The organism is Bacillus sp. LSHTCR4 (assembly GCF_057197025.1).
In genome coordinates this window covers 283774-307033 of the sequence record NZ_JBXUNO010000001.1, presented here as the reverse complement: position 1 = coordinate 307033, position 23260 = coordinate 283774, and the positions used below count along the sequence as shown (strand labels likewise).

Here is a 23260-nt window from a genome sequence, read left to right as displayed (position 1 = left end):
TGTCAGAACTCACGATAAGGAGTGAACATAATGAGCTGCAATTGTAACGAAGACCATCATCATCATCACGATTGTGATTTCAACTGTGTATCAAATGTCGTTCGTTTTATACATGAATTACAAGAATGTGCAACCACAACATGTGGATCTGGTTGCGAAGTTCCATTTTTAGGAGCACATAATAGTGCATCCGTAGCAAATACACGTCCTTTTATTTTATACACAAAAGCTGGAGCACCTTTTGAAGCATTTGCACCAACTGCAAGCCTTTCTAGCTGCCGATCTCCAATTTTCCGTGTCGAGAGTATAGATGATGATGATTGTGCTGTATTGCGTGTATTAACTGTAGTATTAGGTGATACTTCTCCTGTACCACCTGGTGACGATCCAATTTGTACGTTTTTAGCTGTACCAAATGCAAGATTAATATCGACCAACACTTGTCTTACTGTTGATTTAAGCTGCTTCTGCGCTATTCAATGCTTACGCGATGTTACGATTTAAATCTAAATAATGAGTTAAGCATGGATTGGGTGGCAGAATTATCTGCCACCCAATCCATGCTTAACGAGTATTATTATGTAAATTTCTTAAAATTGGGAACTTGTCTAGAACATAGAACCTGTCCTTTTCATTAACTGAAAGTAGAAACAGATAAAGGAGTGAAAAACATGTTCTCTTCTGATTGCGAATTTACGAAAATCGATTGTGAGGCAAAACCAGCTAGTACACTACCTGCCTTCGGTTTTGCTTTCAACGCGTCTGCACCTCAGTTCGCTTCATTATTTACACCACTACTATTACCTAGTGTAAGTCCAAATCCAAATATTACTGTTCCTGTAATAAATGATACAGTAAGTGTCGGAGATGGCATCCGAATTCTACGAGCTGGTATTTATCAAATCAGTTATACATTAACAATTAGTCTTGATAATGTACCTACCGCGCCAGAAGCTGGTCGTTTCTTCTTATCATTAAATACACCAGCTAACATTATTCCTGGATCAGGTACAGCGGTTCGTTCTAACGTTATTGGTACTGGTGAAGTAGACGTATCCAGCGGTGTTATTCTTATTAACTTAAATCCTGGTGACTTAATTCAAATTGTACCAGTCCAGTTAATTGGAACTGTAGACATCCGCGCTGCAGCATTAACAGTTGCACAAATTAGCTAGTAAAAAGCGGTATTTCTAATACAGAAATACCGCTTTTTATATATAATAAAAAAACACTCACAGTAACATGAGTGTTTCATTCTTCATAGTGTTTTATTGTGTTCTTCTTTTTCCCACAATTACATCCTTTTTTCTTCACAAAACCTTGTTGTTGCAATTGTTCTTGATATGCCTGTTGTTGTGCATGGTGCTGTTGCTGTATGTTATACCATTGCTGCAGGTCATATGAATTTTGCCTTGGATTATTGCTCACAGCAAACATCTCCTCTACTGTCAATTCTGTCTATTTACTATATGAACAACTTTTTATTTCCGTTCCCTCATTCTTTTAAACTCCGCATTTTCTCGTATTATGAAAATATATTATTCTCCCATAAAGTATCCCGTAATCGTTTCAATGATTGCTGCTGCTCCTGCAATAGCTAATAATGCAAGTAACGGCTCTGCAACGATCGGAATCCAATTATATAAAACTAATAAAAAAGCACTAACCCATACACCTGTACACCAATAACAGCTTAATAATTCGCCAATCCACTTTCTTAATCCTTTCCCTTTTACTTTTGTAAAAGTTGATACACTTCCATCCGGCTCTGTAATCTCTAATTCATCAATAAATGGTCTTCGCAAAAAAGCTGTAATTTTATCATAAACAATTAAACGGGTGAGCCTAAAAGCAGCTAACGCAAAAATAAAAAATAAAAGCCAACTTGTAAACAGCATAATTCCACCTTCCCTTATCTTCTTTCGCCTATTTAAAAAAAAAGGTCTTGAGATTGTGACCAAATCTCCTCAACTCCAATATCTTATTAATGTAAATACAAACAAGAAGATAAGGAGTGACATTAATGAGTTGTAACGAAAATAAACACCATGGCTCTTCTCATTGTGTAGTTGACGTTGTAAAATTCATCAATGAATTACAAGATTGTTCTACAACAACGTGTGGATCTGGTTGTGAAATCCCATTTTTAGGAGCACACAATAGTGCTTCAGTAGCAAATACACGCCCTTTTATTTTATACACAAAAACTGGAGAACCTTTTGAAGCATTTGCACCAACTGCAAGCCTTGTTAGCTGCCGATCTCCAATTTTCCGTGTGGAAAGTGTAGATGATGATAGCTGTGCTGTGCTACGGGTATTAACTGTAGTATTAGGTGACGGTTCTCCTGTACCACCTGGTGATGATCCAATTTGTACGTTTTTAGCTGTACCAAATGCAAGATTAGTATCGACTAACACTTGTCTTACTGTTGATTTAAGCTGCTTCTGTGCGATTCAGTGCTTACGCGACGTTTCTATCTAATAAGTGAAGTAAACCAAAAAAACTATTGGGGTGGTAGAAGATTTCTACCACCTTTACATATTTAAAAGCCGGCCATACTAATCGATTGGATATCATCTATAGACAACCTAATATCTCTCATACTATTTTGTGGCATAATGGATACAATGCCATTACGATACGATATGATTGATCCAACATAAGAAACTGTAGCCGTTTTTATTCTGCACCTTACTTTCGGAATGTAATGAGGACGGTTTAATAAGAAATGAATTTTCTCATCATTATTCATATCCTTAAATGATTTATTATACGGAACAGTTCTCACTGGCTCTTGCTGTTCTTGTACTTGTTCCTCTTCTTCTATTGTTTCTTCTACTTGCTGCTCTTCTTGTTGTTCTTCTTGTTCTATTACCTCTTCCACAGCACTACTTACAACATTTTCGTTTCTATTCCTTTCCTCTTTTCTATCCTCATTTTCAAAGTTTGTTAAGATAATTCTTTTTATTTTCGGTGCGGCAAGTTCCAAACTTACTTGCGCAATATATAACAACGGTTTTCCAACTGTTGAACTTTTATTTTTATTCTTCACACTCGTCCCTCCCACTTCCATACGTAGCTGAATAAATCGTGTACTATTATAGTTATATTCATAACATGGTAAGAACTTTCGTTAAAAATCGTTCTTTCCAGTAACAAATAAAAAGGACAATCTCAACATATAGAGATTGTCCTTTAAAATTTAATATTATATTTATCCTAGGATATGATAACCTGAATCAACGTGAATGTTTTCTCCTGTTACGCCGCGTGCTAAATCACTAAATAAGAATACTGCTGTATCCCCAACTTCTTCTGGAGTTGTTGTACGACGAAGTGGTGCGCGTTCCTCAATTTCTCTTAAGATTGAGTTAAAGTCGCCTACACCTTTTGCAGATAACGTACGAATTGGACCTGCAGAAATAGCGTTAACGCGAATGCCATGTTGGCCTAAATCGTTAGCTAAATATTTCACGCTCGCTTCTAATGAAGCTTTTGCTACACCCATAACGTTATAGTTTTTCACAACGCGCTCGCCGCCAAGATATGTTAACGTTAAAATATTTCCGCCTTCTGTCATTACTTTCTTCGCTTCTCTTGCTACAGCTGTTAAAGAGAATGCACTAATATTTTGTGCAAGTAAAAATCCATCGCGAGAAGTATCTACAAATTCACCTTTTAAGTCGTCACGATTTGCAAAAGCAATACAATGTGCTACACCGTGAATTGTACCAACTTCTTGCTTGATTGTTTCAAAGCAAGCTGTAAGTTCTTCATCATTTGTTACATCACAAGGTAATACAAGTGATTCTTGTCCTTCTAATGTATCCGCTAATTCACGAACGTTTCTCTCTAAACGTTCTCCTGCATATGTGAAGATTAATTTTGCACCTGCATTATGCAAAGAGCGAGCAATTCCCCATGCAATACTTCTTTGGTTCGCAACGCCCATAACAACAAATGTTTTCCCTTGTAATAGTTCCATGATATATCCTCCCAGAAATACTTATACTTGTTATTAGTACCTGATACTATAATTATAGTAACATAAAACCTCTTAAAGGCAAACAAAAAAGTCATTAACTTAAAATTGTTAATGACTTTTTGTTTCTATAAAAAAACGCTCTAATCCTTCTTCCCAAGAAGGCATTTGTAAAAAACCATTTAATCGTAGCATGTTATGTTGGAAAATAGAATATTTTGGTCTCGCTGCCGCCGATCCAAATTCTTCAGTTGAAACCGGTAATACATCCACTTTCATATTTGCATACGAAAATATTTTCTTTGCAAATTCAAACCAAGAACATGATCCTCTATTTGATACGTGATACGTACCGTATAAAGAAGTATGAATGAGTTTATTAATCATTACATTTAAATCCGCCACATACGTAGGAGAACCGATTTGATCCGCTACAACAGATACTTCTTCTCTTTCTTTCCCTAATCGGATCATCGTTTTCACAAAATTATTTCCATATTTACCATATAACCACGATGTACGAACGATAAAGTATTTATTATGTAACTCTTTGACGAACTGCTCTCCCGCATATTTAGAAGCCCCGTATATATTTATCGGCGCCGGATTATGAAATTCATCGTATCCCTCTGGTCTATCGCCCTGAAATACATAATCCGTACTAATATAAACTAACTTCGCTCCTACTAATTGTGAAGCAACCGCTACATTTCGAGCTCCTATTGCATTGATTCTATAAGCTAGATCTTGTTCTTTCTCAGCATGATCAACCTTCGTATACGCCGCACAATGAATAATTATATGTGGCCTTATTTTTTGTACCACTTGCTGCACTTGGGATATATTTGTTATATCTAGTAACTTTTTATCAAATGGGTATATGTCATATTCTTCAGGATTTAACTCTTCTTGTAGTTGCTTTCCCAATTGACCATTTGCTCCTGTTATGATAATCCGTTCTTTCATTTATATGCCCCTTACTTTTCTTTTAGTGGTTTCCACCATTCTATATGATGTTCATACCATTCCACCGTTTCTTCTAGCCCTTGTTCAAACGTATACTGCGGTTCCCATCCGAGCTCATTTTTCATCTTTTGTGCATCAATCGCATAACGACGATCATGGCCTAATCGATCTGTAACATATGCAATATCTTTCTTTGTTTTTCCTAAAAGCGTAATAATTTGTTCCACAACATCTACATTTGTTTTTTCATTATTTCCACCTATATTATATACTTCTCCTATACGTCCCTTATGCAATACAACATCAATCGCACTGCAATGATCCGTTACATGTAACCAATCTCTTACATTTAATCCATCACCATACAACGGTAATTTTTTTCCTTCCAGCGCATTCGTAACCATTAACGGAATTAATTTTTCAGGATATTGATACGGGCCATAGTTATTGGAACAACGCGTTACGATAACTGGTAATTGATATGTTTTATAATAAGATAAAGCTATCATATCGGCGCTCGCTTTGCTTGAAGAATATGGACTATTTGGAGCTAACGGGGTTTCCTCGGTAAACCTCCCTGTTTTTCCTAAAGAGCCATACACCTCATCCGTTGATACTTGCACGAGTTTAATATGTGGGTATTTTTTTACTAATTCTAATAAGGTGACTGTCCCAATTACATTTGTATCATAAAAAGGGATTGGATTTTCAATACTACGGTCCACATGTGATTCTGCTGCAAAATTGACAATTACTTGCACATCACGTTCCTTAATAACATGCTCCAGCAGCTCTCCATTTTGAATTTCCCCTTTTACAAAATAGTAATTCGGATGATTTTGAATAGACTTTACATTATTTAAGTTCCCACTATATGTTAATGCATCGAAATTAATAATTTTATATGTTTCATATCTTTGTAACATATAATGCACGAAGTTACTTCCAATAAATCCGGCCCCACCTGTTACTAATATATTCATACACAACTCTCCTACTCAAAAACTATCTTCACATTCCAGAAGTGATGGTAATATTCGATCTTTGTCAGATAAAATAGGACTTGTTACCGGCCATGGAATTGCTAAGTCTTTATCGTTCCAAAGTACCCCTGAGTCATGATTGGCACTATAATACTCATCTACTTTATACATAACAATAGTATGCGGGACAAGTGTACAAAAACCATGTGCAAATCCTTTTGGTACTAATAGTTGCCGATGATTATCCGCGCTTAAAATATATCCTCTCCACTGTTTAAACGTTGGTGAATCTTTTCGCAAATCAACGATAACATCATAAATTGCTCCTTGCATAACTTGAATAAGTTTCGTTTGTGCTTTCGGTTTTTTTTGAAAGTGTAATCCCCGAATCGTTCCCGCTTCTGCCGAATACGAAACATTATCCTGTACAAATGAATACGTAACTCCTAATGTTTCTAGCACCTTCTTATTATAACTTTCAGTAAAAAAGCCACGCTCATCTCCAAATAACCTCGGTTCTAACAATTTTGCGTCGGTAAAGTTTGTTTCTATAACTTCCATATTCTCACCTATTCTCCGTTAAACTGTTTACCAAAGTTTATATCCCGCGCTAACGTATTTGCCCTTTGAAGAGAAACATGAGTTCCTGCATCAGTCCACCAACCGCTCATTTCATTATAAGTAAGTACCCCACGTTTTAAATACCAATTATTAATATCAGTAATTTCAAGCTCTCCCCTTGCAGAAGGTTTTAATTCTTTTATATAAGAAAAGACTTTCGAATCATACAAATAAATCCCTGTGACTGCATAGGAACTTTTCGGCTCTTTCGGCTTTTCTTCAATTTCAATTATTTTGCGGTTTTGAATATTTGCTACGCCAAATCTCTCCGGATCATCTACAGATTGCAGCAGTACTTTCGCACCTTCTTTTTGATTTGCAAACTCTTCAACATACGGACGAATATCATCCGAAAAAATATTATCACCTAATATAACTACCATGCGATCATTCCCAACGAAACTCTCACAAAGCCCTAATGCTTGCGCAATTCCGCCAGCCTTATCTTGCACACGATACGTAAAGGACACGCCAAACTCTTGACCGCTTCCTAAAAAACTAACAACATCTCCCATATGCTCTTTACCTGTAATAATCATAATATCTGTAATCTCGCATTGTTTCAGCTTATATACCGCATGATAAATCATTGGATAACGTCCAACAGGAAGCAAATGTTTATTCGTTACTTTCGTTATTGGGTATAGCCTCGATCCAGTACCGCCTGCTAAAATAATCCCTTTCACTCTGCATCTCTCCCTTATGATGGAGATAATATATCTTTATACTGTTCTACAAACACTTTTCGATCTTTCTCATATGTATCCGCATCAAATTCATCTCCGTTATAATGAATACACCATAAATTTGATTGATTTGGGATACCGATTAAATAACCAGCCCTTTGAAACTCTAAAGACTGTGATACATCATAAAAGTGGAACCCTTGAAACAAATCTTCTCGCCACGGAATATCATACTGCGTTGCCATGAATAAGCCATCGATTGCCTGCACCGACATAAAAGATTGGCTTCCATAAAACCCCTGATCTAAATTTAATAATTGATAATTCCGTCTTCTATACTCAATCACTTTCCCTACTAAATTTTTCCCTTCCCACCATATCCCGTTACTCGGTAAAAATTGGGCTCCAGCTACTCCAATTAAGCCGAGCTTTTCATTATCTTTAAAAAGGGAAATAAGTGTATAAAACATCTCTCGATTAATAAGATAAGTATCCTGATGTATATAAACCTTATACTTCGCGGGATATGAAAGTGCTCGGTTATATGCGCTTGCCATACTTTTCGCATCTCGTATCGGAAAAATTTGTACGACATAATCTGGGGGAACAAAAAGGTTTTTTATTTGTCTCTCGCATTGTTCAAATAGCTCTTCATTATTTACACAAACAACAACTAATATTGTGCGATCCTTCATTTTGTAGCCCCTCTATTCGTCTTGATTTACATCTGACATATAGTTCTCCACAAATATCTTTCTATACTTGTCATAGTTGGTCATATTCACATCAATATGATAGTGAATGCACCACGCATCACGCTGTACAGGAACCCCAACTGTATAGCCTGCTTTTCTAAATTCAAATGACTGAGATACATCATAATAGTCAAATCCATCAAACAAGTCTTCTCGCCACGGAATATCATATTGCGTGGCCATCAATAAACCATCAATACATTCCACCGGCATAAATGTTTTTGACTCATGGTACGGCTGTTCTTGAGTTGCCATATAAAATAAATCGTTCATATAACCAATTACTTTCCCAACAACTCCCTTGCCTTCATTCCATATCCCGTTTGGAGGAACATATTGGGCTCCAATCATTCCAATCATTCCAAGATGCTCATGTTCGTTAAATAATTGAAGTAATCCGTATAAAAATGCCACATTCATAATGAAAACATCTTGGTGTATATATACTTTATATTTCGCTGGATGCGAAATCGCTTGATTATATCCGCTCGTCATACTTTTCGCATTCCGAATTGGCATAAATTGTACAGTATACCCTGGAGGCACTGCTAAGCTCAATATATGTCGTACACACTGTGCATACATTTTCCGATCATTTATACATGTAACAAATAATATTGTTTTTTCAGCAGCACTCATAGCTGTGATTTTTCTGCTTCAATAATATACTGAAATACGACCGTCTCAGCCATGAAGCCACTTCCAAGACGATATTTCTTACAAATTCCATATAATTCCTCAATTAACGGTTCATACACTTTATAATCAACATATACACGATCTACTTTACTAATCGAATAGCCTGCTTTTAAAAACATTCGGAGCATTTCATTAAATGTAAAGAAACGAATATGTGTTTTATCTAATAAACCATATTCTGTATACGTCCAATTTCCAGCAAGTAACGGCGCTAATACTGAAATGTGAGCAACGTTTGGTATACTTGCTAAAATCACACCATTTTCTTTTATATATGGCTTTACTTTTTCTATTACAGCCCAAGGATTAAATAAATGCTCTAATACGTCACCAAATATAACGCAATCAAATTGTTCCTCCTCGTACGGCATATCCATTGTTTCTATATCGCCTAAAACAACATGATCTAGTTTTTCCTTTGCTTGTTCTGCCGCCTCTGGGAATGCCTCAATTCCTGATACACGTGTGCCATTTTCTTTTATGGCAGCTCCCAACGCACCACTCGAGCAACCTATATCAAGAACTTCTTTCCATTCCTTTTTTATATGCTTTAATAAATTCGGATTCACTGCATTATAATAATGCCCAGACTTTTCTTCGTATAAAGAATTTTTTGGGGAATTCATTTTACACACTCCTTATGCAAATTGAATTTGAAATATAAATCTCATCTAAAATCTATAGATATAACCAGTACTAGTTACATTGCAGATACTTTACTATATAGCCAATCTATTAGAGTTAGAATCGCGATGAGCCATTTCTAAAAAAAGCTGCCTATAACGATTTATATTGTTTATCAAAAACACTCCGAAAATATTTGCGGTTATATTCGATTGCAGCATTATTTGGAACATAAGCAGCCGCTAATTCGTTGTAATAATAAGCTTTGTCTTGCTCTCCTAACTTGCTATAACAAATACACATTTGTAAATAGGGAAGCCATGTGTAGCTCGCTGGACTATGAAATGGACTCTCCGTCGCCATTGGTACTTCCGTTGCAAGTTTAAACCAAAATATCGCTTCGTTATATTTTTGTTGTTCCATATATATATATCCTATTCTTGTACAATTCTCTCCTCTAGGAACATCATATCGAAACGACTTCACGCAAGATTCAATTGCCTTTTCCCATGATCCAAGCTTTGCATAGCAATCTCCTAACTTACCACATGCATAAATTTTCTCTTCATACCATCCTTCGTCTTGATTAAGAAATGTTTCATATAGCATAACTGCATCATCATATTTTTGGTTATCCATAGATTCATTTGCGTAATAAAATAAATCTCTCGGACTCAATTCTTCTCCTGCAGCTACAGCATTTTGAAAAATTTTCAAATTACGATTTGTTACCTTTTTTTCCTTTTTATGTGTAATAGCAACATTACTACTAAAAGTTTCACCAGAAATAGCTAAATACTCATGAACCTTTCCAAACCATTGGAATTGTTTTTCACGCTTTACAAGTCGATTTCTTTTTGTACAATATAAAGGTTTCCCGCTAGAATCCAATGCAAGATGATAAGGCATCGAAACAGCATCAATTTTAGGATCTAATTCTCTTTTTAAGAGTTTCAATGCTTCTTGAGCATCTTCTAATAATACGTCATCTGCATCTAGCCACAATATATACTCTTGCGTTGCTTTTGAAAAAGAAAAATTTCTCGCTGCCGCAAAATCATTAATCCATGGAAAGTCATATATGTTAGAGGTATATTGAGCTACAATTTCTTTCGTTCGATCAATGGAACCTGTATCAACTATAATAATTTCATCAACAATTTTTCCGACTGCATCTAAACATCGACCTATTGTATCTTCCTCATCTCGAACAATCATACATAAACTAATTGTAATTCCTTGCTTGTTCAACATAATCACCCTCTTCCAAATCAATCATATGTTATACATACAATAAACTTTCCACTTTTTTAACTTGCACAAGCAGTTTAAGATTTCTTTTCAATAATTCAAATGTCCGTGTCATTTTCTTCCGGTTTTGCATCTACTATATAATGAACGCTTTATGGAGGTGAATTTATGTCAAATAATAATTATTCAGATGGATTGAATCCCGATGAATCTTTATCAGCTAGTGCATTTGACCCTAATCTTGTAGGACCAACATTACCACCAATACCACCGTTTACCCTTCCGACTGGGCCAACTGGACCGACTGGACCAACTGGGCCTACTGGGCCTACTGTGCCAACTGGGCCAACTGGGCCGACTGGACCGACTGGACCAACTGGACCGACTGGGCCTACTGGACCGACTGGTGACACTGGTACAACTGGACCAACCGGGCCAACTGGTGACACTGGTACAACTGGACCAACCGGGCCAACTGGTGACACTGGTGCGACTGGACCAACTGGGCCAACTGGTGACACTGGCGCGACTGGACCAACTGGTGACACTGGCGCGACTGGACCAACTGGGCCGACTGGACCGACTGGACCGACTGGACCGACTGGACCGACTGGACCATCAGGGCTAGGACTTCCAGCAGGATTGTATGCATTTAACTCCGCTGGGATTTCTTTGGATATTGGGCTTAATGCTCCAGTACCATTTAATACTGTTGGATCTCAGTTTGGTACAGCAATTTCTCAATTAGATCCTGATACTTTCGTAATTAGTGAAACTGGATTCTATAAAATTACCGTTATCGTATACACTGCAGCAGTAAGTCTATTAGGAGGACTTACAATCCAAGTAAATGGGGTATCTGTTCCAGGTACTGGGGCCACTTTAATCTCAGTTGGAGCACCTATCGTTGTTCAAGCAATTACGCAAATCACGACAACTCCATCATTAATTGAAGTAATCGTTACAGGGCTTGGGCTATCATTAGCTGTTGGTACAAATGCATCTATTATTATTGAAAAAATCGCTTAATTTTTTACTTAGCAGTAAAACTGATATCAGTTTTACTGCTTTTTCATTGGTAAATTCAATCATTAAATCCTTCTTTTCTACATAGTCATAATGTTGTATGACATTCTTCAGGAGGCACTTATATGGAAAATAAATCGGCTGTCCAGCTTTATCTTGAGTTATTAAAGAAAACAATTTTATTTGAAATATGGTTAGAATACGAACCATACTTACCTGCTTCGTTACATATATCTAAAGAACTATTATATGAACCAGTTACGGTTCCACTTCCTTTATTCCTTAAGCAGTATATAGAAAATCACAATTTAAAAATCGTTAATCCTAACGTTTCAAACAATGAGCGTCAAGGTGGCAAGGATTGGCCAAGAGCTGCACACAGTATGGTTGGTCGAAAACGTATGAATCAATTACAAGAGGCGATGGAAACTGTAGTCAGGGAAAATATAGAAGGCGATTTTATTGAAACTGGTGTATGGCGCGGAGGATCATGCATTTTTATGAATGGGTTTTTACAAGCAAACAACATTAAGGATCGTACTGTATGGGTTGCCGATTCATTTGAAGGTCTGCCCGCACCTAACTTAGAACAATATCCGAAAGATTACGGTGATTATTTACACACATTCGATTACTTACGAGTTTCTTTAGAAACAGTGCAAGAAAACTTTAGAAAATATGATTTATTAAATGATCAGGTGAAATTTTTAAAGGGTTGGTTTAAAGATACATTGCCTTCAGCACCGATAGAAAAAATTGCAATTGCCCGCCTTGATGGTGATATGTATGAATCAACGATGGATAGTCTTGTAAATTTATACGATAAAGTTTCAACAGGTGGCTTTATTATTATTGATGATTATGGATTGATAACATGCGCAGAGGCTGTAACAGATTTCAGAAGTGAAAGAAACATAAAAGCTCCTATGACTCAAATTGATGATTTCGGTATTTATTGGCGAAAGGAATAGAATACAATTTTATTCTTTTGAGGGGTTCTATCACACTACGGATTCATAAGAACCAATCGTGTAAAGTTCCCCTCACTATAAATGATTAACTTATATATGCAATAAAAATTTCTTACTTTACTACAAGGACGGAGTGAATGTATGAACGAAAATGAGAAAAAAACCACATTAATTCCACCCCCAGAACTCGTTCAATATGTAGGTGGTGACTTTGAAGAAGTCGGAAAAGAGTTTATGCAGTATTTTATTGAAATTGGCAATTTAAAATCAAATGAAACAGTGTTAGATGTAGGCTGTGGTATCGGCCGGATGGCTGTTCCATTAATGAACTATTTAAGCGATGATGGTACTTATTATGGATTTGACTTATTTAATAAGGGAATTACATGGTGCAAAAATAACATTTCAACACGCCGTAACAATTTCCATTTTGAACATGTCGATATATATAACCAATTTTACAATCCCGATGGAAAAAAAGATGCTTCTCAATACAAGTTTCCATATGAAGATGAATCATTTGACTTTATTTTTTTAACGTCTGTATTTACCCATCTTCTTCCGAAAGAATTAGAGCATTACTTAAGTGAAATTTCTCGAGTTTTGAAAAAGGATGGGAGATGTTTTATTACTTTCTTTTTAATTAATCCTGAGTCTTCCTATTATTTAAATGCAGGTCTAAGTGCGTTAGGTTTTTATCATCAAATTGACAATTGTTATGTTCTAAATAAAGAGATCCCAAATTTCGCAGTTGCCTATCCTGAGGAAGATGTTCGTACCCTATTAAATAAGTATGGACTAGAATTGCAGACTCCTCCCCATTATGGTTCATGGTGTAGCAGAACTGAACACACAAGCTATCAAGATATTATTCTTACACAAAAAATTTCCGAAAGGTAGTTGTATATGAATAATATAAAAAATCCACCTCTCGTTTCCATCCTTATTCCAACCTATAATCGGCCTCATTATTTTAAAATCGCTCTAGAAAGTGCATTAGCACAAACCTATCCAAACATTGAAATTATTGTAGGGGACGATAGTACAAATGATGAAATAGAGATTCTAATGCAGACAGATTATTTACCTAATCATAAACACATAACGTACATTCGAAATGCCACTACTCTAGGACAATTTAATAACTCACTTATGCTATTAGAGCAGTCCCATGGAGAGTACATAAATTTCTTAATGGATGATGATATATTTTATAATAGTAAAATTGAAAAAATGATGTTTTATTTCCAAAAAGACTTAGATCAAAATCTCGCACTTATTACATCTTATCGTACTTGGATTAATGACGATGGAGAGATAATTGAACAACATCCCTCCATGAAAAGATTATATGATGAAGATACTCTACTAAATGGGACAGATCTTGGAAACCATATGCTTATACTAGGACAAAATATTATCGGTGAACCTACGACTGTACTCTTTCGAAAACGCCTATTAACAGAACCTTTCGGTACTTTAAATGGGAGAAATTATAATTGTAGTGTTGATATGGCCTCTTGGATCAATTTACTTTCCAAAGGTGACGCGATCTACATCACGGAACCTTTAAGTTCCTTCCGCCTTCATACTGGACAGCAAGTACATCACAAATACCTTGAAGGCTGCGAAGATTTTTCACATCTCGTTTTAAATTCAAAAAAATATGGTTTCCTACAAGAGATTGACTATTACAAAACGAGTCTGTTAAAGGCTTGCGAATGGTATAAAAATGCTACAACATTTTATCAGCTATATCCAGAGCTCATTCCAACGACCGATACACATATACGCCTTTCTCATTGTTTGAATATAGTTACAAAAGAACTCCGTGCCATATAGTCCATCACACGGTAGGTACTATTCCTTCCGTGTGATGTATGACTTCCCACAAATAGTGGAATAAATGTATGCATAGTCTGCTTGTATATTATTTTTATCATGACATGATCCGTATACTTACTAGGCGATAGAAAGGAATACACACATTGAAAGATCCAAATTCTCAATATCAAATAGACTACGTATTACTAATCATTTTATTTGCCATTGGGATTGTTAGTTGCTTTGCAATTGCAAGTGCACAAGCCTCTTTACCACCATTTTTGCAAAATGTAAATTTTGTATTAAAACAAATCCAGTGGTACTTCATTGGATTCATAGCCATTGGCATGATTATGATTATTGATTTCGATCGTTATCAAAAAATTGCTTGGTATTTATATAGCTTTGCATTGGTACTACTTATTGGGCTAGAATTTCAAGTACCAGGTGCCATTACAATTAAAGGTGCGACCGCTTGGTACAGGCTCCCAGGCATCGGAAATTTCCAGCCTTCCGAAATTATGAAGTTGTTTTTAATTATCGTCACCGGACGAATTATAGCCAATCACAATGAGAAATATTTTTATCGAACAATACACGCTGATTTTTTATTACTCGGAAAAATATGCGCAACAAGTTTGCCACCCCTGCTCCTTATTGCAAAGGAACCTGATTTAGGAAACACAATGGTAATTTCAGCTATGCTCGCAGCAATGATACTAGTTTCTGGTATACGTTGGCGTTTTATTTTCGGGTTAGTTTCCGGTATTTTTGCAGTTGGCGTTACATTAACCTATATTTTTTTTACTCATACAAAATTCTTTAAAGCACACATTTTACAAGAATATCAACTAAATCGCTTCTATGGCTGGTTAGCGCCATACAAATATGATGCGCAAGGCTATCAATTAAGACAAGCTTTCTTAGCTACTGGATCTGGAGAAATGCAAGGAAAAGGTTGGGAAAATGGACAAGTATACTTTCCAGAACCACATACAGATTTTATTTTCACTAATGTCGCTGAGCAATTTGGATTTTTAGGCGCAAGTGTCATTATTGCACTTTTTTTCCTACTTATTTTCCGCATGATTCATATCGCTTTAGAAAGTAATGACCCTTTCGGTAGTTACATCTGCGCTGGTACAATCGGAATGTTTACTTTTCAAGTATTTCAAAATATCGGGATGACAATCGGATTACTACCTATTACAGGAATCACATTACCCCTTATGAGCTACGGAGGAAGTTCCTTACTCACGTACATGATAGCGATTGGATTTGTTTTAAATGTCCGCTCAAGAACGAAAATCTTTATGTTCAACTGAAGCACAAAAACATGATATTTTTATCTCTATCCTTTTTTAGATATACTAATGAAAAATATGATGGAGGTTTACATATGAAATATGACATTATAGGGGATATTCACGGATGCTTCCATGAGTTTCAAGATTTAACGAAGAAACTCGGATATAGCTGGAATAGTGACCTGCCGATTCACCCTGACCGACGCAAACTTGCGTTTGTTGGTGATATTACAGATCGCGGCCCTCATTCATTACGTATGATTGAAATTGTATGGGAACTTGTCATAAATAAAAAAGTCGCTTATTACGCTCCAGGAAATCACTGTAATAAACTATACCGATTTTTCCTTGGACGTAATGTAACAATCGCTCATGGACTCGAAACAACTGTTGCCGAATATGAAACACTACCTTCTCATAAACAAAACATGATAAAAGAAAAATTCATCACACTTTACGAGCACTCCCCTTTCTATCACGTACTCGATGAGAAAAAGTTAATTGTGTGTCACGCCGGCATTCGGCAAGATTACATAGGAAGACAAGATAAAAAAGTACAAACCTTTGTATTATATGGCGATATCACAGGAGAAAAACATGCTGACGGCTCACCTGTCCGTCGCGACTGGGCGAAGGAGTATAAGGGAACAGCTTGGATTGTATATGGACATACACCCGTAAAAGAACCTCGCTTTGTAAATCATACAGTCAATATTGACACTGGCGCTGTATTTGGTGGCAAACTAACCGGACTACGTTATCCTGAAATGGAGACTGTTTCCGTTCCTTCCTCCCTGCCTTTTGTCCCAGAAAAATTCCGCCCAATTTCATAACCCCTATGCAAGACTTACGAAGGATTGCCTTATCATTTAGGCGTCTCTCATATAAAAATTGGGTAAAGTCATTAAAAAAAGATGCAATAAAGTGCATCTTTTTTTAATGACACGGCATATACTGTCGCAGGAGGTGACAGAATGAAGAAAAAATCTTCTAAACAAAAGAGAAAATGCCCGCCTTTTTATCTGCCCATGTACGGAATTAACAACTGGTGCAGCATTCGAGCTGCAGCTTTAGAAGAATTGGAGGGACAAGAGGCTTCCCCCAAAAACAAAGCTAGACCCAAATATGTCTCTTTAGAAAATGCTGTAATGAGCCGCATAATTGATAATCGAAAAACAAAGATGAAGCAAAAAACTACCCCTCTTCCTACTCATAATGAACAGATTGTGCCTTCTGAGCAAACAGAGAAGAATATAGAAGAAAATATCCCTGTAGCAATAAATAAAAAAGCGGAATCAGAAATTCCAGCTGCTATTATAAAACAAGTAAAAAAAATAAAAGAAGCACTAGCACCATCAGGTGATATACAAACAGAAAAGACTATCATAATTCAAACCCCTACACCTGAAAATACAAAAGTAAAAAAAGGGGGACGGTATGCACATGCAGAGGGGCTTCACTCTAATGCAGAGGGTACAGCTTCACATGCAGAAGGGCTTCTGACACATGCAAAAGGGTCTTTCTCTCATGCAGAAGGATCAAAAACGAAAGCAACTGGACATAGTTCCCATAGTGAAGGAAGTGAAACGACAGCAGGTGGCTCTTATTCTCATGCGGAAGGTAAACATACAATCGCTTTAGGCGAAGCAGCACATGCAGAAGGAACCGCTACTATCGCTAACGGATTCTCTTCTCATGCGGAAGGTAATCATACATCCACAGCTCACTTTGCAGGTAGCCATATTATGGGACGCTTCGGCAAAGCAGAAGAATCTTATTCGTGGTTTATTGCAAATGGAACAAATGAAACCGATCATAATATCGGTGCAAAGTGGCTTGCTCATAATGGAGAAATGTACATTGATGGCGCTTCTTACAATGCAAGCGGAACTGATTTTGCACAAATGTTTGAAACAGTAGACAATACTCTTATTGATGTAGGCTATTTCGTTACATTTAGTAGCGAAGAAAAAATTCGAATCGCTACTTCAAACGATTCATTCATTTTAGGAATATCTAGTGCAACCCCCGCTCTTATAGGAAATAGCGGTGCTTTAAGTTGGCAAAAGCGCTACAAAACAGATAGCTTCGGAAAACGCCAATATGTACGTTCGGAATCGCAAGACATACAACCACTTTTAAATACAGAATGGGATCCAGCTTGCAAATATATAGCAAGGAAAGATCGTACCGAGTGGCTTCCTGTCGGATTAATTGGACAAATGTTAGTACGTGATGACGGTACTTGCGAAACGCATGGATATTGTCGTCCAAATGATGATGGCATTGCTACAAAATCCGAAAGTGGATTTTTCGTTATAAAGCGCACGAGTGAAAATCAAATTTCAATATTATTCCGCTAAGAAAAAAGGGAACAAAATTCTTCGTTACATAAGAATTTTGTTCCCTTTTTAAGTATGTCTTACTACCGCTTGCATATCGTTTGGAATTGTTGTAGTGAAAGACATTTCCTTCTCTAAAATAGGGTGATAAAACGCCAAAGATGTACTGTGAAGTGCTTGTCGTTTCATTTCATCCCTTTTTCCACCATATAAATTATCGCCAAGTAGCGGGTGTCCTATATGCGCCATATGCACACGAATTTGATGCGTTCTTCCTGTATCAAGCTCAAGCGATACATGCGTCTTATGATTGGCGCTATCAATCACTCTAAAATGAGTAACGGCTCTTTGCCCCTCCTCACAAACGGTTCGCTCAATAATGCTATCGGATTTTCGTCCAATCGGTGCGTCAATCGTTCCTTCCCGTTCTACCATCTCACCATGAACGATCGCTTCATACGTTCTTTTCACAGCTTTTTGTTGATGCTGTTTCGATAAAAGATGATGCACGAAACGATTTTTTGCAATAAGCATAAGCCCTGAAGTATCACGATCTAACCTCGTTACGATGTGCACCGTACTTGCAAGATGTTGCTTATCATAATGAGATAAAAGCGCATTCGCAACACTTCCTGCCGGATGTTCTCTAGACGGAATCGTTGACATGTTCGCCTCTTTGTTTATGACAAGAACTGCATCATCTTCGTATACAATACATAAAGGAATATCTTCTGCAATCATCCCTTCACTTCTTTCCTCCACCGGAAAAAAGACACGTAATTCTTCACCAGCTTGCAACTGATGACGGACACTCGCATATTGACCATTTACTTCAATAGCTCCGCCTTGAAACTTTATATCCGTTAATGCGGCCTTGGAAATCCCTTTTGTTTTTAAAAATTCTCTTACTAAAGTTCCTTCCTCAGCCAAGTCTATATCCCATTTCAATGTAAATCTGTTCAAATATATAAACCCTTTCTATTTATCTGCAACAAACGAGTCACGAACTCGTTTCCAGAACGGAAATGGACGAAAACGAACAAATCGTACTTTCTCGTTTGCCACGCGATACTGAATTGATTTCACATCTTGATGAACCATCGTTAAATGGTCCACCGTAATTTGCAAGTTCATTCCTGCAGTCGGCTTCAATACACATGTATGATGTTTCGGCAATACAAGCGGCGAACCTACCGTACGAAACACACGGTTATTGATAGATGCCATTTCTGCAATTTGAATCGCTTCAATAGAAGGGTGAATAATTGCTCCGCCAAGCGCCTTATTATACGCAGTACTTCCCGAAGGAGTAGAAATACAAAGGCCATCCCCGCGGAATGTTTCAAAGTACTCTCCGCGTATTTCCACTTCTGTTACTAATGTACCTTCTGCACTCTTCACAGTCGCTTCATTCATCGCTAAATACTGTGACTCTTTACTCCCATTCACATAGCGAATAATCACTTCTAAAAGCGGATATTCCACCACTTGGAATGGTGTTTTAGCAATTGCAATTACTAATTTCTCTACTTCTGTCGGTAACCAATCTGCATAGAAACCTAAATGCCCTGTATGTACACCAACAAATGCTGTTTCATCCAATCGATTATAATAACGATGAAACGCATATAAAAGCGTTCCATCTCCCCCAACAGAAATTACAATATCGGGTTCCTTTTCATCCATTATAAATCCAAAATCTAGCAAGTACTCTTTCATCGTACTTGCCAGTGCATCTGATGATTGATCTCCCTTTGACATAATTGTAAATTTCATCGCCCAACACCCTTTAGTTTATGATTCGGAATCTTTCGTTTCTTGCTTTCTTGAAAAAGCTTTCTGCGCTTCTTGAATTTCAAGACGAATAGAAGACATTTCTTCATCTAATAAAAATGCTGCCTCCGCTGCACGTTGTAAGCGTATTTTTATATCTTCAGGAAAACGTCCACTATATTTATAATTTAAAGAATGCTCAATCGTTGCCCAAAAATTCATTGCTAACGTGCGTATTTGGATTTCTACCAATACTTTTTTTTCTCCCTGAATCGTTTGAACTGGGTAACTAATGACAACGTGATAAGAGCGATAACCGCTATCTTTCTTTTGCGTGACATAATCACGTTCTTCCACGATTTCAAAGTCATTTCGTTTTCGAAGATATTCTACAACAGGCTTAATCTCATCAACAAATTGACACATCATTCGAAGGCCCGCGATGTCTTGCATATCTTCTCGTAGCCGGTCTAGCGGTACATTTCTCTTCTCTGCTTTATCAATAATACTTGCAACCGACTTTACCCTTCCTGTTACAAACTCAATTGGAGAATGCTCTGTTAACATTGCAAATTGAGTACGCATTCCTTTTAGTTTCACTTTCAGCTCTGCCACCGCTTGGTGGTAAGGTGCTAAAAACTCTTCCCAATTTCGATTCATTTCAACCACCACCAAAATCAATCCATTTGCTTATAGAAATACTTTTTCTACAGCAGTTACTAGTTCTTCTCCGTAATTTGCATTACCTTCAATATTTTCAACTAAATATTCTACTTCTTCTTTTAATCCTTCTAATTCCATTTCAATGTCATTTACGCGAACGAACATGACCATATCATTATTCATCGCTTCATGCATTGCTTCCCAGCATGTATGCGGAATGCTTACATAAATGAAAGATGATTCGTTTTCTAAGATATATAAAAATGATAAATTGTCTGAGTCTACAAGTACGTGATTACGCGCACTTAACTCCTTTACCTCTATTTCACTATTTTCCGCACAAAAAATAAGAGCATTCTCTCTCTTTTCTACGCTCTTAACTTGGATTTTATTTTGCATGCTCTAACTCCTCCATCTCAACTTCCTGTCTTACTTAACAGTATTATTGTATCATAACATGGACGCAAACAAATAAAACATTGAACCAAATTTGTGAAAAAGCGATAATGTGTAAAGAATTATTTTTCAAAAGGAGCGCATACAATGACACAAGAAATTGAAATTGAATTTAAAAATATGGTTACAGAAGAAGAATTCAATACATTATGTAAATCATTCTCTATTGAAGTATTTACGAAACAGGTGAATCACTACTTTGAAACACCGAACTTCTCATTAAAAGAAGCTGGCTCTGCACTTCGTATTCGTCATAAAGGAGAAACTTATACATTAACATTGAAACAACCTGCAAAAGTCGGCTTGTTAGAAACACATCAAGTCGTAACAGAAAACGAAGCAAGAATGATGATGGAAACAAACGTAATTATTTCAGGGGCTGTACTGGATCAACTACGCAAACTACAAATTCCTGTTTCTGCTTTAACTTATATGGGTAGTTTAACAACTGAAAGAGCTGAAACGTTATTTGAAGGCGGAACGCTTGTCTTTGATCATAGTTTCTATTACAATCACGATGATTATGAAATTGAATTTGAAGTGCAAGATGAAGAAACAGGAAAAGCTGCCTTTATTCATTTATTAACGCAGCATAACATACCTATCCGTCATACAAATAACAAAGTAAAACGCTTTTTCCTTGCCAAACAAAACAAAGCACGCTAAAGTGAAAATTCCACTAGTGAATACGTTCTACTAGTGGATACATCTCACTTTTTGAAAAAGAAAAGATTCTTTTACATCTGTAGAATAAGCAAAGAACGTTATGAAGGCTGTTTATTTGCCCTCCCTAACATTCCATTGCTACAATAGATATACATTTCATGGAAAAAGGAGTTTAAAAGGATGAGCAAGCAACCGATGACACCATTTGAAGCAATTGGCGGTGAACAATGCATTGCAATATTAGTAGACACATTTTATTCCTATGTCAGTAAACACCCTGACCTATCTCCCATCTTCCCGGATGATTTAACAGAAACAGCTAGGAAGCAGAAGCAATTTTTAACACAATATTTAGGTGGTCCTAATTTGTACACTGAAGAACATGGTCATCCTATGTTAAGAGCACGCCATCTCCCGTTTGAGATTACTCCAAAACGAGCAGAGTCTTGGCTATCGTGCATGGAGCAAGCAATGGATGATACAGGAGTGCACGGTCATATAAGAGAGTTCGTTTTTGAACGTTTAGCATTAACTGCTCAGCATATGGTTAATACTCCAGACGAAACAGGTGAAATATAATGGATAAACAGGAAGCAAAGCATATCAATATGCCCTCTCCTTCCGCATGTGAGCATAAGTCTGTAGAAGCATATTTATTTATTGATCCACTTTGTAAAGATTGCTGGGAAATTGAGCCCTTTATTATTAAACTATGGCTTGAATATGGGAAATACTTCTCTATTCGTCATATCGTAACAGGAAAAGTGGACGGAACGAACGCTTCCTCACACAAATGGAATAAACCTGCTAATATTCGATTTGTGTGGGAAAAGACAACAAGTTTACAAGGTTTTTCATGTGATGGAAAGGTACATATGCAAGAGGCATCGTCAACACCATATTTAGTTTCGATGGCAATTAAGGCAGCGGAGTTGCAAGGCCGAAAAGCAGGTTCGAAGTTTTTGCGAAAACTCCAAGAATACATTTTCCTTGAAAATGTATCAAATCCTAACTGCGAATTATTACTTGCATGCGCAAAAGATAGCGATATTGATGTAGAAGAATTTAAAAAAGACCTATATTCAGCTAGCGCAAAAAAAGCTTTCCAATGTGACTTGAAATTTACAAATGAGATGCATATTACAGAAATACCTTCTCTCGTATTTTTTCATGCAAATTCAGATGAAGAAGGTATTAAAATCGCTGGAACGTATTCCTATGACGTATACGTACAATTATTAAAAGAACTTGTAAAATGTGAAATTGAGCCAGAACCATTACCATCTTTAGAGGTATTACTAGAAGCAACGCAATTTATATCTTCAAAAGAAGTAGCATTTATATATGACTGCTCGAAGCAAGAAATTGAGCGTGAACTAAAAAAATTACAACTGAAACGAAAAGTACAAATGATTGATGTAAAATGTGAGCGTTATTGGAAATGGATAGCAAAAGAAAAAGACCTGGTGTAAACACCAGGTCTTTTTCTTTACGGCTTATAAAAATATTAAAGGGGATGGGAGAAATTTTCACGTTCAAACAAAGGGGTATATGTTTGTATGTGAATTCGTTCACGCTTATTATATTACAAGATTCGACGTCAGATGACAACCCCTTTTGTCGAATTTCACACTTTTGTCACATTCTAAACGTTTTCATTTTTG

The 23260-nt window shown here is 36.7% G+C and carries 29 protein-coding genes; 13 read left to right on the top strand and 16 right to left on the bottom strand.

All coding sequences use genetic code 11. The features are described from left to right. Positions 1 to 30 precede the first annotated feature (30 nt). Both cotY and exsF read left to right on the top strand, forming a co-directional pair. A complete protein-coding gene (gene cotY / locus AC2CGR_RS01535) occupies positions 31 to 504 on the top strand; it encodes a spore coat protein CotY (protein ID WP_087965454.1) in 474 nt (157 codons plus the stop codon). Between the two features lie 167 nt (positions 505 to 671). After that, on the top strand, positions 672 to 1175 hold the full coding sequence (exsF, locus tag AC2CGR_RS01530) for an exosporium protein ExsF (protein WP_000492943.1): 504 nt from the start codon (positions 672 to 674) through the stop codon (positions 1173 to 1175). A 76-nt stretch (positions 1176 to 1251) separates the two neighbouring features. Here the strand turns inward: exsF and AC2CGR_RS01525 are convergent, their stop codons facing one another. Both AC2CGR_RS01525 and AC2CGR_RS01520 read right to left on the bottom strand, forming a co-directional pair. Beyond that, on the bottom strand, positions 1252 to 1437 hold the full coding sequence (locus AC2CGR_RS01525; protein ID WP_003266501.1) for a hypothetical protein: 186 nt from the start codon (positions 1435 to 1437) through the stop codon (positions 1252 to 1254). Positions 1438 to 1538: 101 nt separating this feature from the next. After that, positions 1539 to 1898, bottom strand: a complete 360-nt coding sequence (locus tag AC2CGR_RS01520) for a DUF1360 domain-containing protein (RefSeq protein ID WP_000899662.1) — start codon at positions 1896 to 1898, stop codon at positions 1539 to 1541. A gap of 125 nt (positions 1899 to 2023) precedes the next feature. On the opposite strand from AC2CGR_RS01520, the gene exsY reads away from it, so the two are divergent. Continuing rightward, positions 2024 to 2482, top strand: a complete 459-nt coding sequence (gene exsY / locus AC2CGR_RS01515; protein WP_087965456.1) for an exosporium assembly protein ExsY — start codon at positions 2024 to 2026, stop codon at positions 2480 to 2482. 61 nt (positions 2483 to 2543) lie between these two features. Here exsY and AC2CGR_RS01510 read toward each other — a convergent pair whose 3' ends face one another. The 10 genes from AC2CGR_RS01510 to AC2CGR_RS01465 all read right to left on the bottom strand — a co-directional run bounded on the left by AC2CGR_RS01510 (position 2544) and on the right by AC2CGR_RS01465 (position 10571). After that, the gene (locus AC2CGR_RS01510; RefSeq protein ID WP_087965458.1) at positions 2544 to 3074 is read right to left on the bottom strand and encodes a spore coat CotO family protein; all 531 of its coding nucleotides are present in this window, start codon (positions 3072 to 3074) and stop codon (positions 2544 to 2546) included. Positions 3075 to 3215: 141 nt separating this feature from the next. Next, the gene (gene fabI / locus AC2CGR_RS01505; RefSeq protein WP_000421885.1) at positions 3216 to 3986 is read right to left on the bottom strand and encodes an enoyl-ACP reductase FabI; all 771 of its coding nucleotides are present in this window, start codon (positions 3984 to 3986) and stop codon (positions 3216 to 3218) included. Between the two features lie 108 nt (positions 3987 to 4094). Next, positions 4095 to 4949, bottom strand: a complete 855-nt coding sequence (gene rfbD, locus AC2CGR_RS01500; RefSeq protein WP_087965460.1) for a dTDP-4-dehydrorhamnose reductase — start codon at positions 4947 to 4949, stop codon at positions 4095 to 4097. A gap of 11 nt (positions 4950 to 4960) precedes the next feature. Then, on the bottom strand, positions 4961 to 5932 hold the full coding sequence (rfbB, locus tag AC2CGR_RS01495; RefSeq protein WP_087965462.1) for a dTDP-glucose 4,6-dehydratase: 972 nt from the start codon (positions 5930 to 5932) through the stop codon (positions 4961 to 4963). Between the two features lie 15 nt (positions 5933 to 5947). Continuing rightward, positions 5948 to 6493: a dTDP-4-dehydrorhamnose 3,5-epimerase gene (gene rfbC, locus AC2CGR_RS01490; RefSeq protein ID WP_087965464.1), complete on the bottom strand. Its 546-nt coding sequence runs from the start codon at positions 6491 to 6493 to the stop codon at positions 5948 to 5950. An 8-nt stretch (positions 6494 to 6501) separates the two neighbouring features. Then, entirely contained in the window at positions 6502 to 7239 is a 738-nt protein-coding gene (locus tag AC2CGR_RS01485; RefSeq protein ID WP_087965466.1) for a sugar phosphate nucleotidyltransferase, read from the bottom strand. A gap of 14 nt (positions 7240 to 7253) precedes the next feature. Continuing rightward, entirely contained in the window at positions 7254 to 7934 is a 681-nt protein-coding gene (locus tag AC2CGR_RS01480) for a glycosyltransferase family protein (RefSeq protein WP_087965467.1), read from the bottom strand. Positions 7935 to 7946: 12 nt separating this feature from the next. Then, on the bottom strand, positions 7947 to 8633 hold the full coding sequence (locus AC2CGR_RS01475) for a glycosyltransferase family protein (RefSeq protein WP_042515566.1): 687 nt from the start codon (positions 8631 to 8633) through the stop codon (positions 7947 to 7949). After that, complete coding sequence (locus AC2CGR_RS01470) at positions 8630 to 9319, bottom strand: class I SAM-dependent methyltransferase (RefSeq protein WP_131101649.1); 690 nt, start codon at positions 9317 to 9319, stop codon at positions 8630 to 8632. Before AC2CGR_RS01470 ends, AC2CGR_RS01475 begins: the two co-directional genes overlap by 4 nt. A gap of 151 nt (positions 9320 to 9470) precedes the next feature. Beyond that, positions 9471 to 10571, bottom strand: a complete 1101-nt coding sequence (locus tag AC2CGR_RS01465; RefSeq protein ID WP_087965475.1) for a glycosyltransferase — start codon at positions 10569 to 10571, stop codon at positions 9471 to 9473. 165 nt (positions 10572 to 10736) lie between these two features. Here AC2CGR_RS01465 and AC2CGR_RS01460 point away from each other — a divergent pair, with 165 nt between their 5' ends. The 7 genes from AC2CGR_RS01460 to AC2CGR_RS01430 all read left to right on the top strand — a co-directional run bounded on the left by AC2CGR_RS01460 (position 10737) and on the right by AC2CGR_RS01430 (position 18059). Then, positions 10737 to 11597: a BclA C-terminal domain-containing protein gene (locus tag AC2CGR_RS01460; RefSeq protein WP_484480454.1), complete on the top strand. Its 861-nt coding sequence runs from the start codon at positions 10737 to 10739 to the stop codon at positions 11595 to 11597. Between the two features lie 122 nt (positions 11598 to 11719). Next, the gene (locus AC2CGR_RS01455) at positions 11720 to 12565 is read left to right on the top strand and encodes a TylF/MycF family methyltransferase (RefSeq protein WP_484480453.1); all 846 of its coding nucleotides are present in this window, start codon (positions 11720 to 11722) and stop codon (positions 12563 to 12565) included. 141 nt (positions 12566 to 12706) lie between these two features. After that, on the top strand, positions 12707 to 13465 hold the full coding sequence (locus tag AC2CGR_RS01450; protein ID WP_087965481.1) for a class I SAM-dependent methyltransferase: 759 nt from the start codon (positions 12707 to 12709) through the stop codon (positions 13463 to 13465). Positions 13466 to 13471: 6 nt separating this feature from the next. Continuing rightward, entirely contained in the window at positions 13472 to 14407 is a 936-nt protein-coding gene (locus AC2CGR_RS01445) for a glycosyltransferase family 2 protein (protein ID WP_131101641.1), read from the top strand. Positions 14408 to 14553: 146 nt separating this feature from the next. After that, positions 14554 to 15714, top strand: a complete 1161-nt coding sequence (locus AC2CGR_RS01440; protein ID WP_131101639.1) for an FtsW/RodA/SpoVE family cell cycle protein — start codon at positions 14554 to 14556, stop codon at positions 15712 to 15714. Between the two features lie 74 nt (positions 15715 to 15788). Continuing rightward, entirely contained in the window at positions 15789 to 16529 is a 741-nt protein-coding gene (gene prpE / locus AC2CGR_RS01435; protein WP_131101638.1) for a bis(5'-nucleosyl)-tetraphosphatase PrpE, read from the top strand. Between the two features lie 141 nt (positions 16530 to 16670). Beyond that, positions 16671 to 18059: a peptidase G2 autoproteolytic cleavage domain-containing protein gene (locus AC2CGR_RS01430; RefSeq protein ID WP_087965490.1), complete on the top strand. Its 1389-nt coding sequence runs from the start codon at positions 16671 to 16673 to the stop codon at positions 18057 to 18059. A gap of 48 nt (positions 18060 to 18107) precedes the next feature. Here the strand turns inward: AC2CGR_RS01430 and AC2CGR_RS01425 are convergent, their stop codons facing one another. From AC2CGR_RS01425 to AC2CGR_RS01410, 4 genes are read right to left on the bottom strand one after another with little or no spacing between them, the layout of a single operon-like run. Continuing rightward, the gene (locus AC2CGR_RS01425; protein ID WP_087965492.1) at positions 18108 to 19001 is read right to left on the bottom strand and encodes an RluA family pseudouridine synthase; all 894 of its coding nucleotides are present in this window, start codon (positions 18999 to 19001) and stop codon (positions 18108 to 18110) included. Between the two features lie 15 nt (positions 19002 to 19016). Continuing rightward, a complete protein-coding gene (locus AC2CGR_RS01420) occupies positions 19017 to 19814 on the bottom strand; it encodes an NAD kinase (RefSeq protein WP_000673184.1) in 798 nt (265 codons plus the stop codon). 18 nt (positions 19815 to 19832) lie between these two features. Next, positions 19833 to 20471: a GTP diphosphokinase gene (gene yjbM / locus AC2CGR_RS01415; RefSeq protein ID WP_001081480.1), complete on the bottom strand. Its 639-nt coding sequence runs from the start codon at positions 20469 to 20471 to the stop codon at positions 19833 to 19835. 30 nt (positions 20472 to 20501) lie between these two features. Next, on the bottom strand, positions 20502 to 20873 hold the full coding sequence (locus AC2CGR_RS01410) for a UPF0738 family protein (RefSeq protein ID WP_001180001.1): 372 nt from the start codon (positions 20871 to 20873) through the stop codon (positions 20502 to 20504). Positions 20874 to 21017: 144 nt separating this feature from the next. Here AC2CGR_RS01410 and AC2CGR_RS01405 point away from each other — a divergent pair, with 144 nt between their 5' ends. The 3 genes from AC2CGR_RS01405 to AC2CGR_RS01395 all read left to right on the top strand — a co-directional run bounded on the left by AC2CGR_RS01405 (position 21018) and on the right by AC2CGR_RS01395 (position 23068). Beyond that, on the top strand, positions 21018 to 21596 hold the full coding sequence (locus tag AC2CGR_RS01405; RefSeq protein WP_087965495.1) for a CYTH domain-containing protein: 579 nt from the start codon (positions 21018 to 21020) through the stop codon (positions 21594 to 21596). A 180-nt stretch (positions 21597 to 21776) separates the two neighbouring features. Continuing rightward, positions 21777 to 22175 carry a globin domain-containing protein gene (locus tag AC2CGR_RS01400; RefSeq protein ID WP_087951668.1) on the top strand — a complete coding sequence of 133 codons (399 nt, stop codon included), beginning with the start codon at positions 21777 to 21779 and terminating at the stop codon, positions 22173 to 22175. Then, complete coding sequence (locus AC2CGR_RS01395; protein WP_087951667.1) at positions 22175 to 23068, top strand: ClpXP adapter SpxH family protein; 894 nt, start codon at positions 22175 to 22177, stop codon at positions 23066 to 23068. The genes AC2CGR_RS01400 and AC2CGR_RS01395 overlap by 1 nt, the downstream gene beginning before the upstream one ends. Positions 23069 to 23260 lie beyond the last annotated feature (192 nt).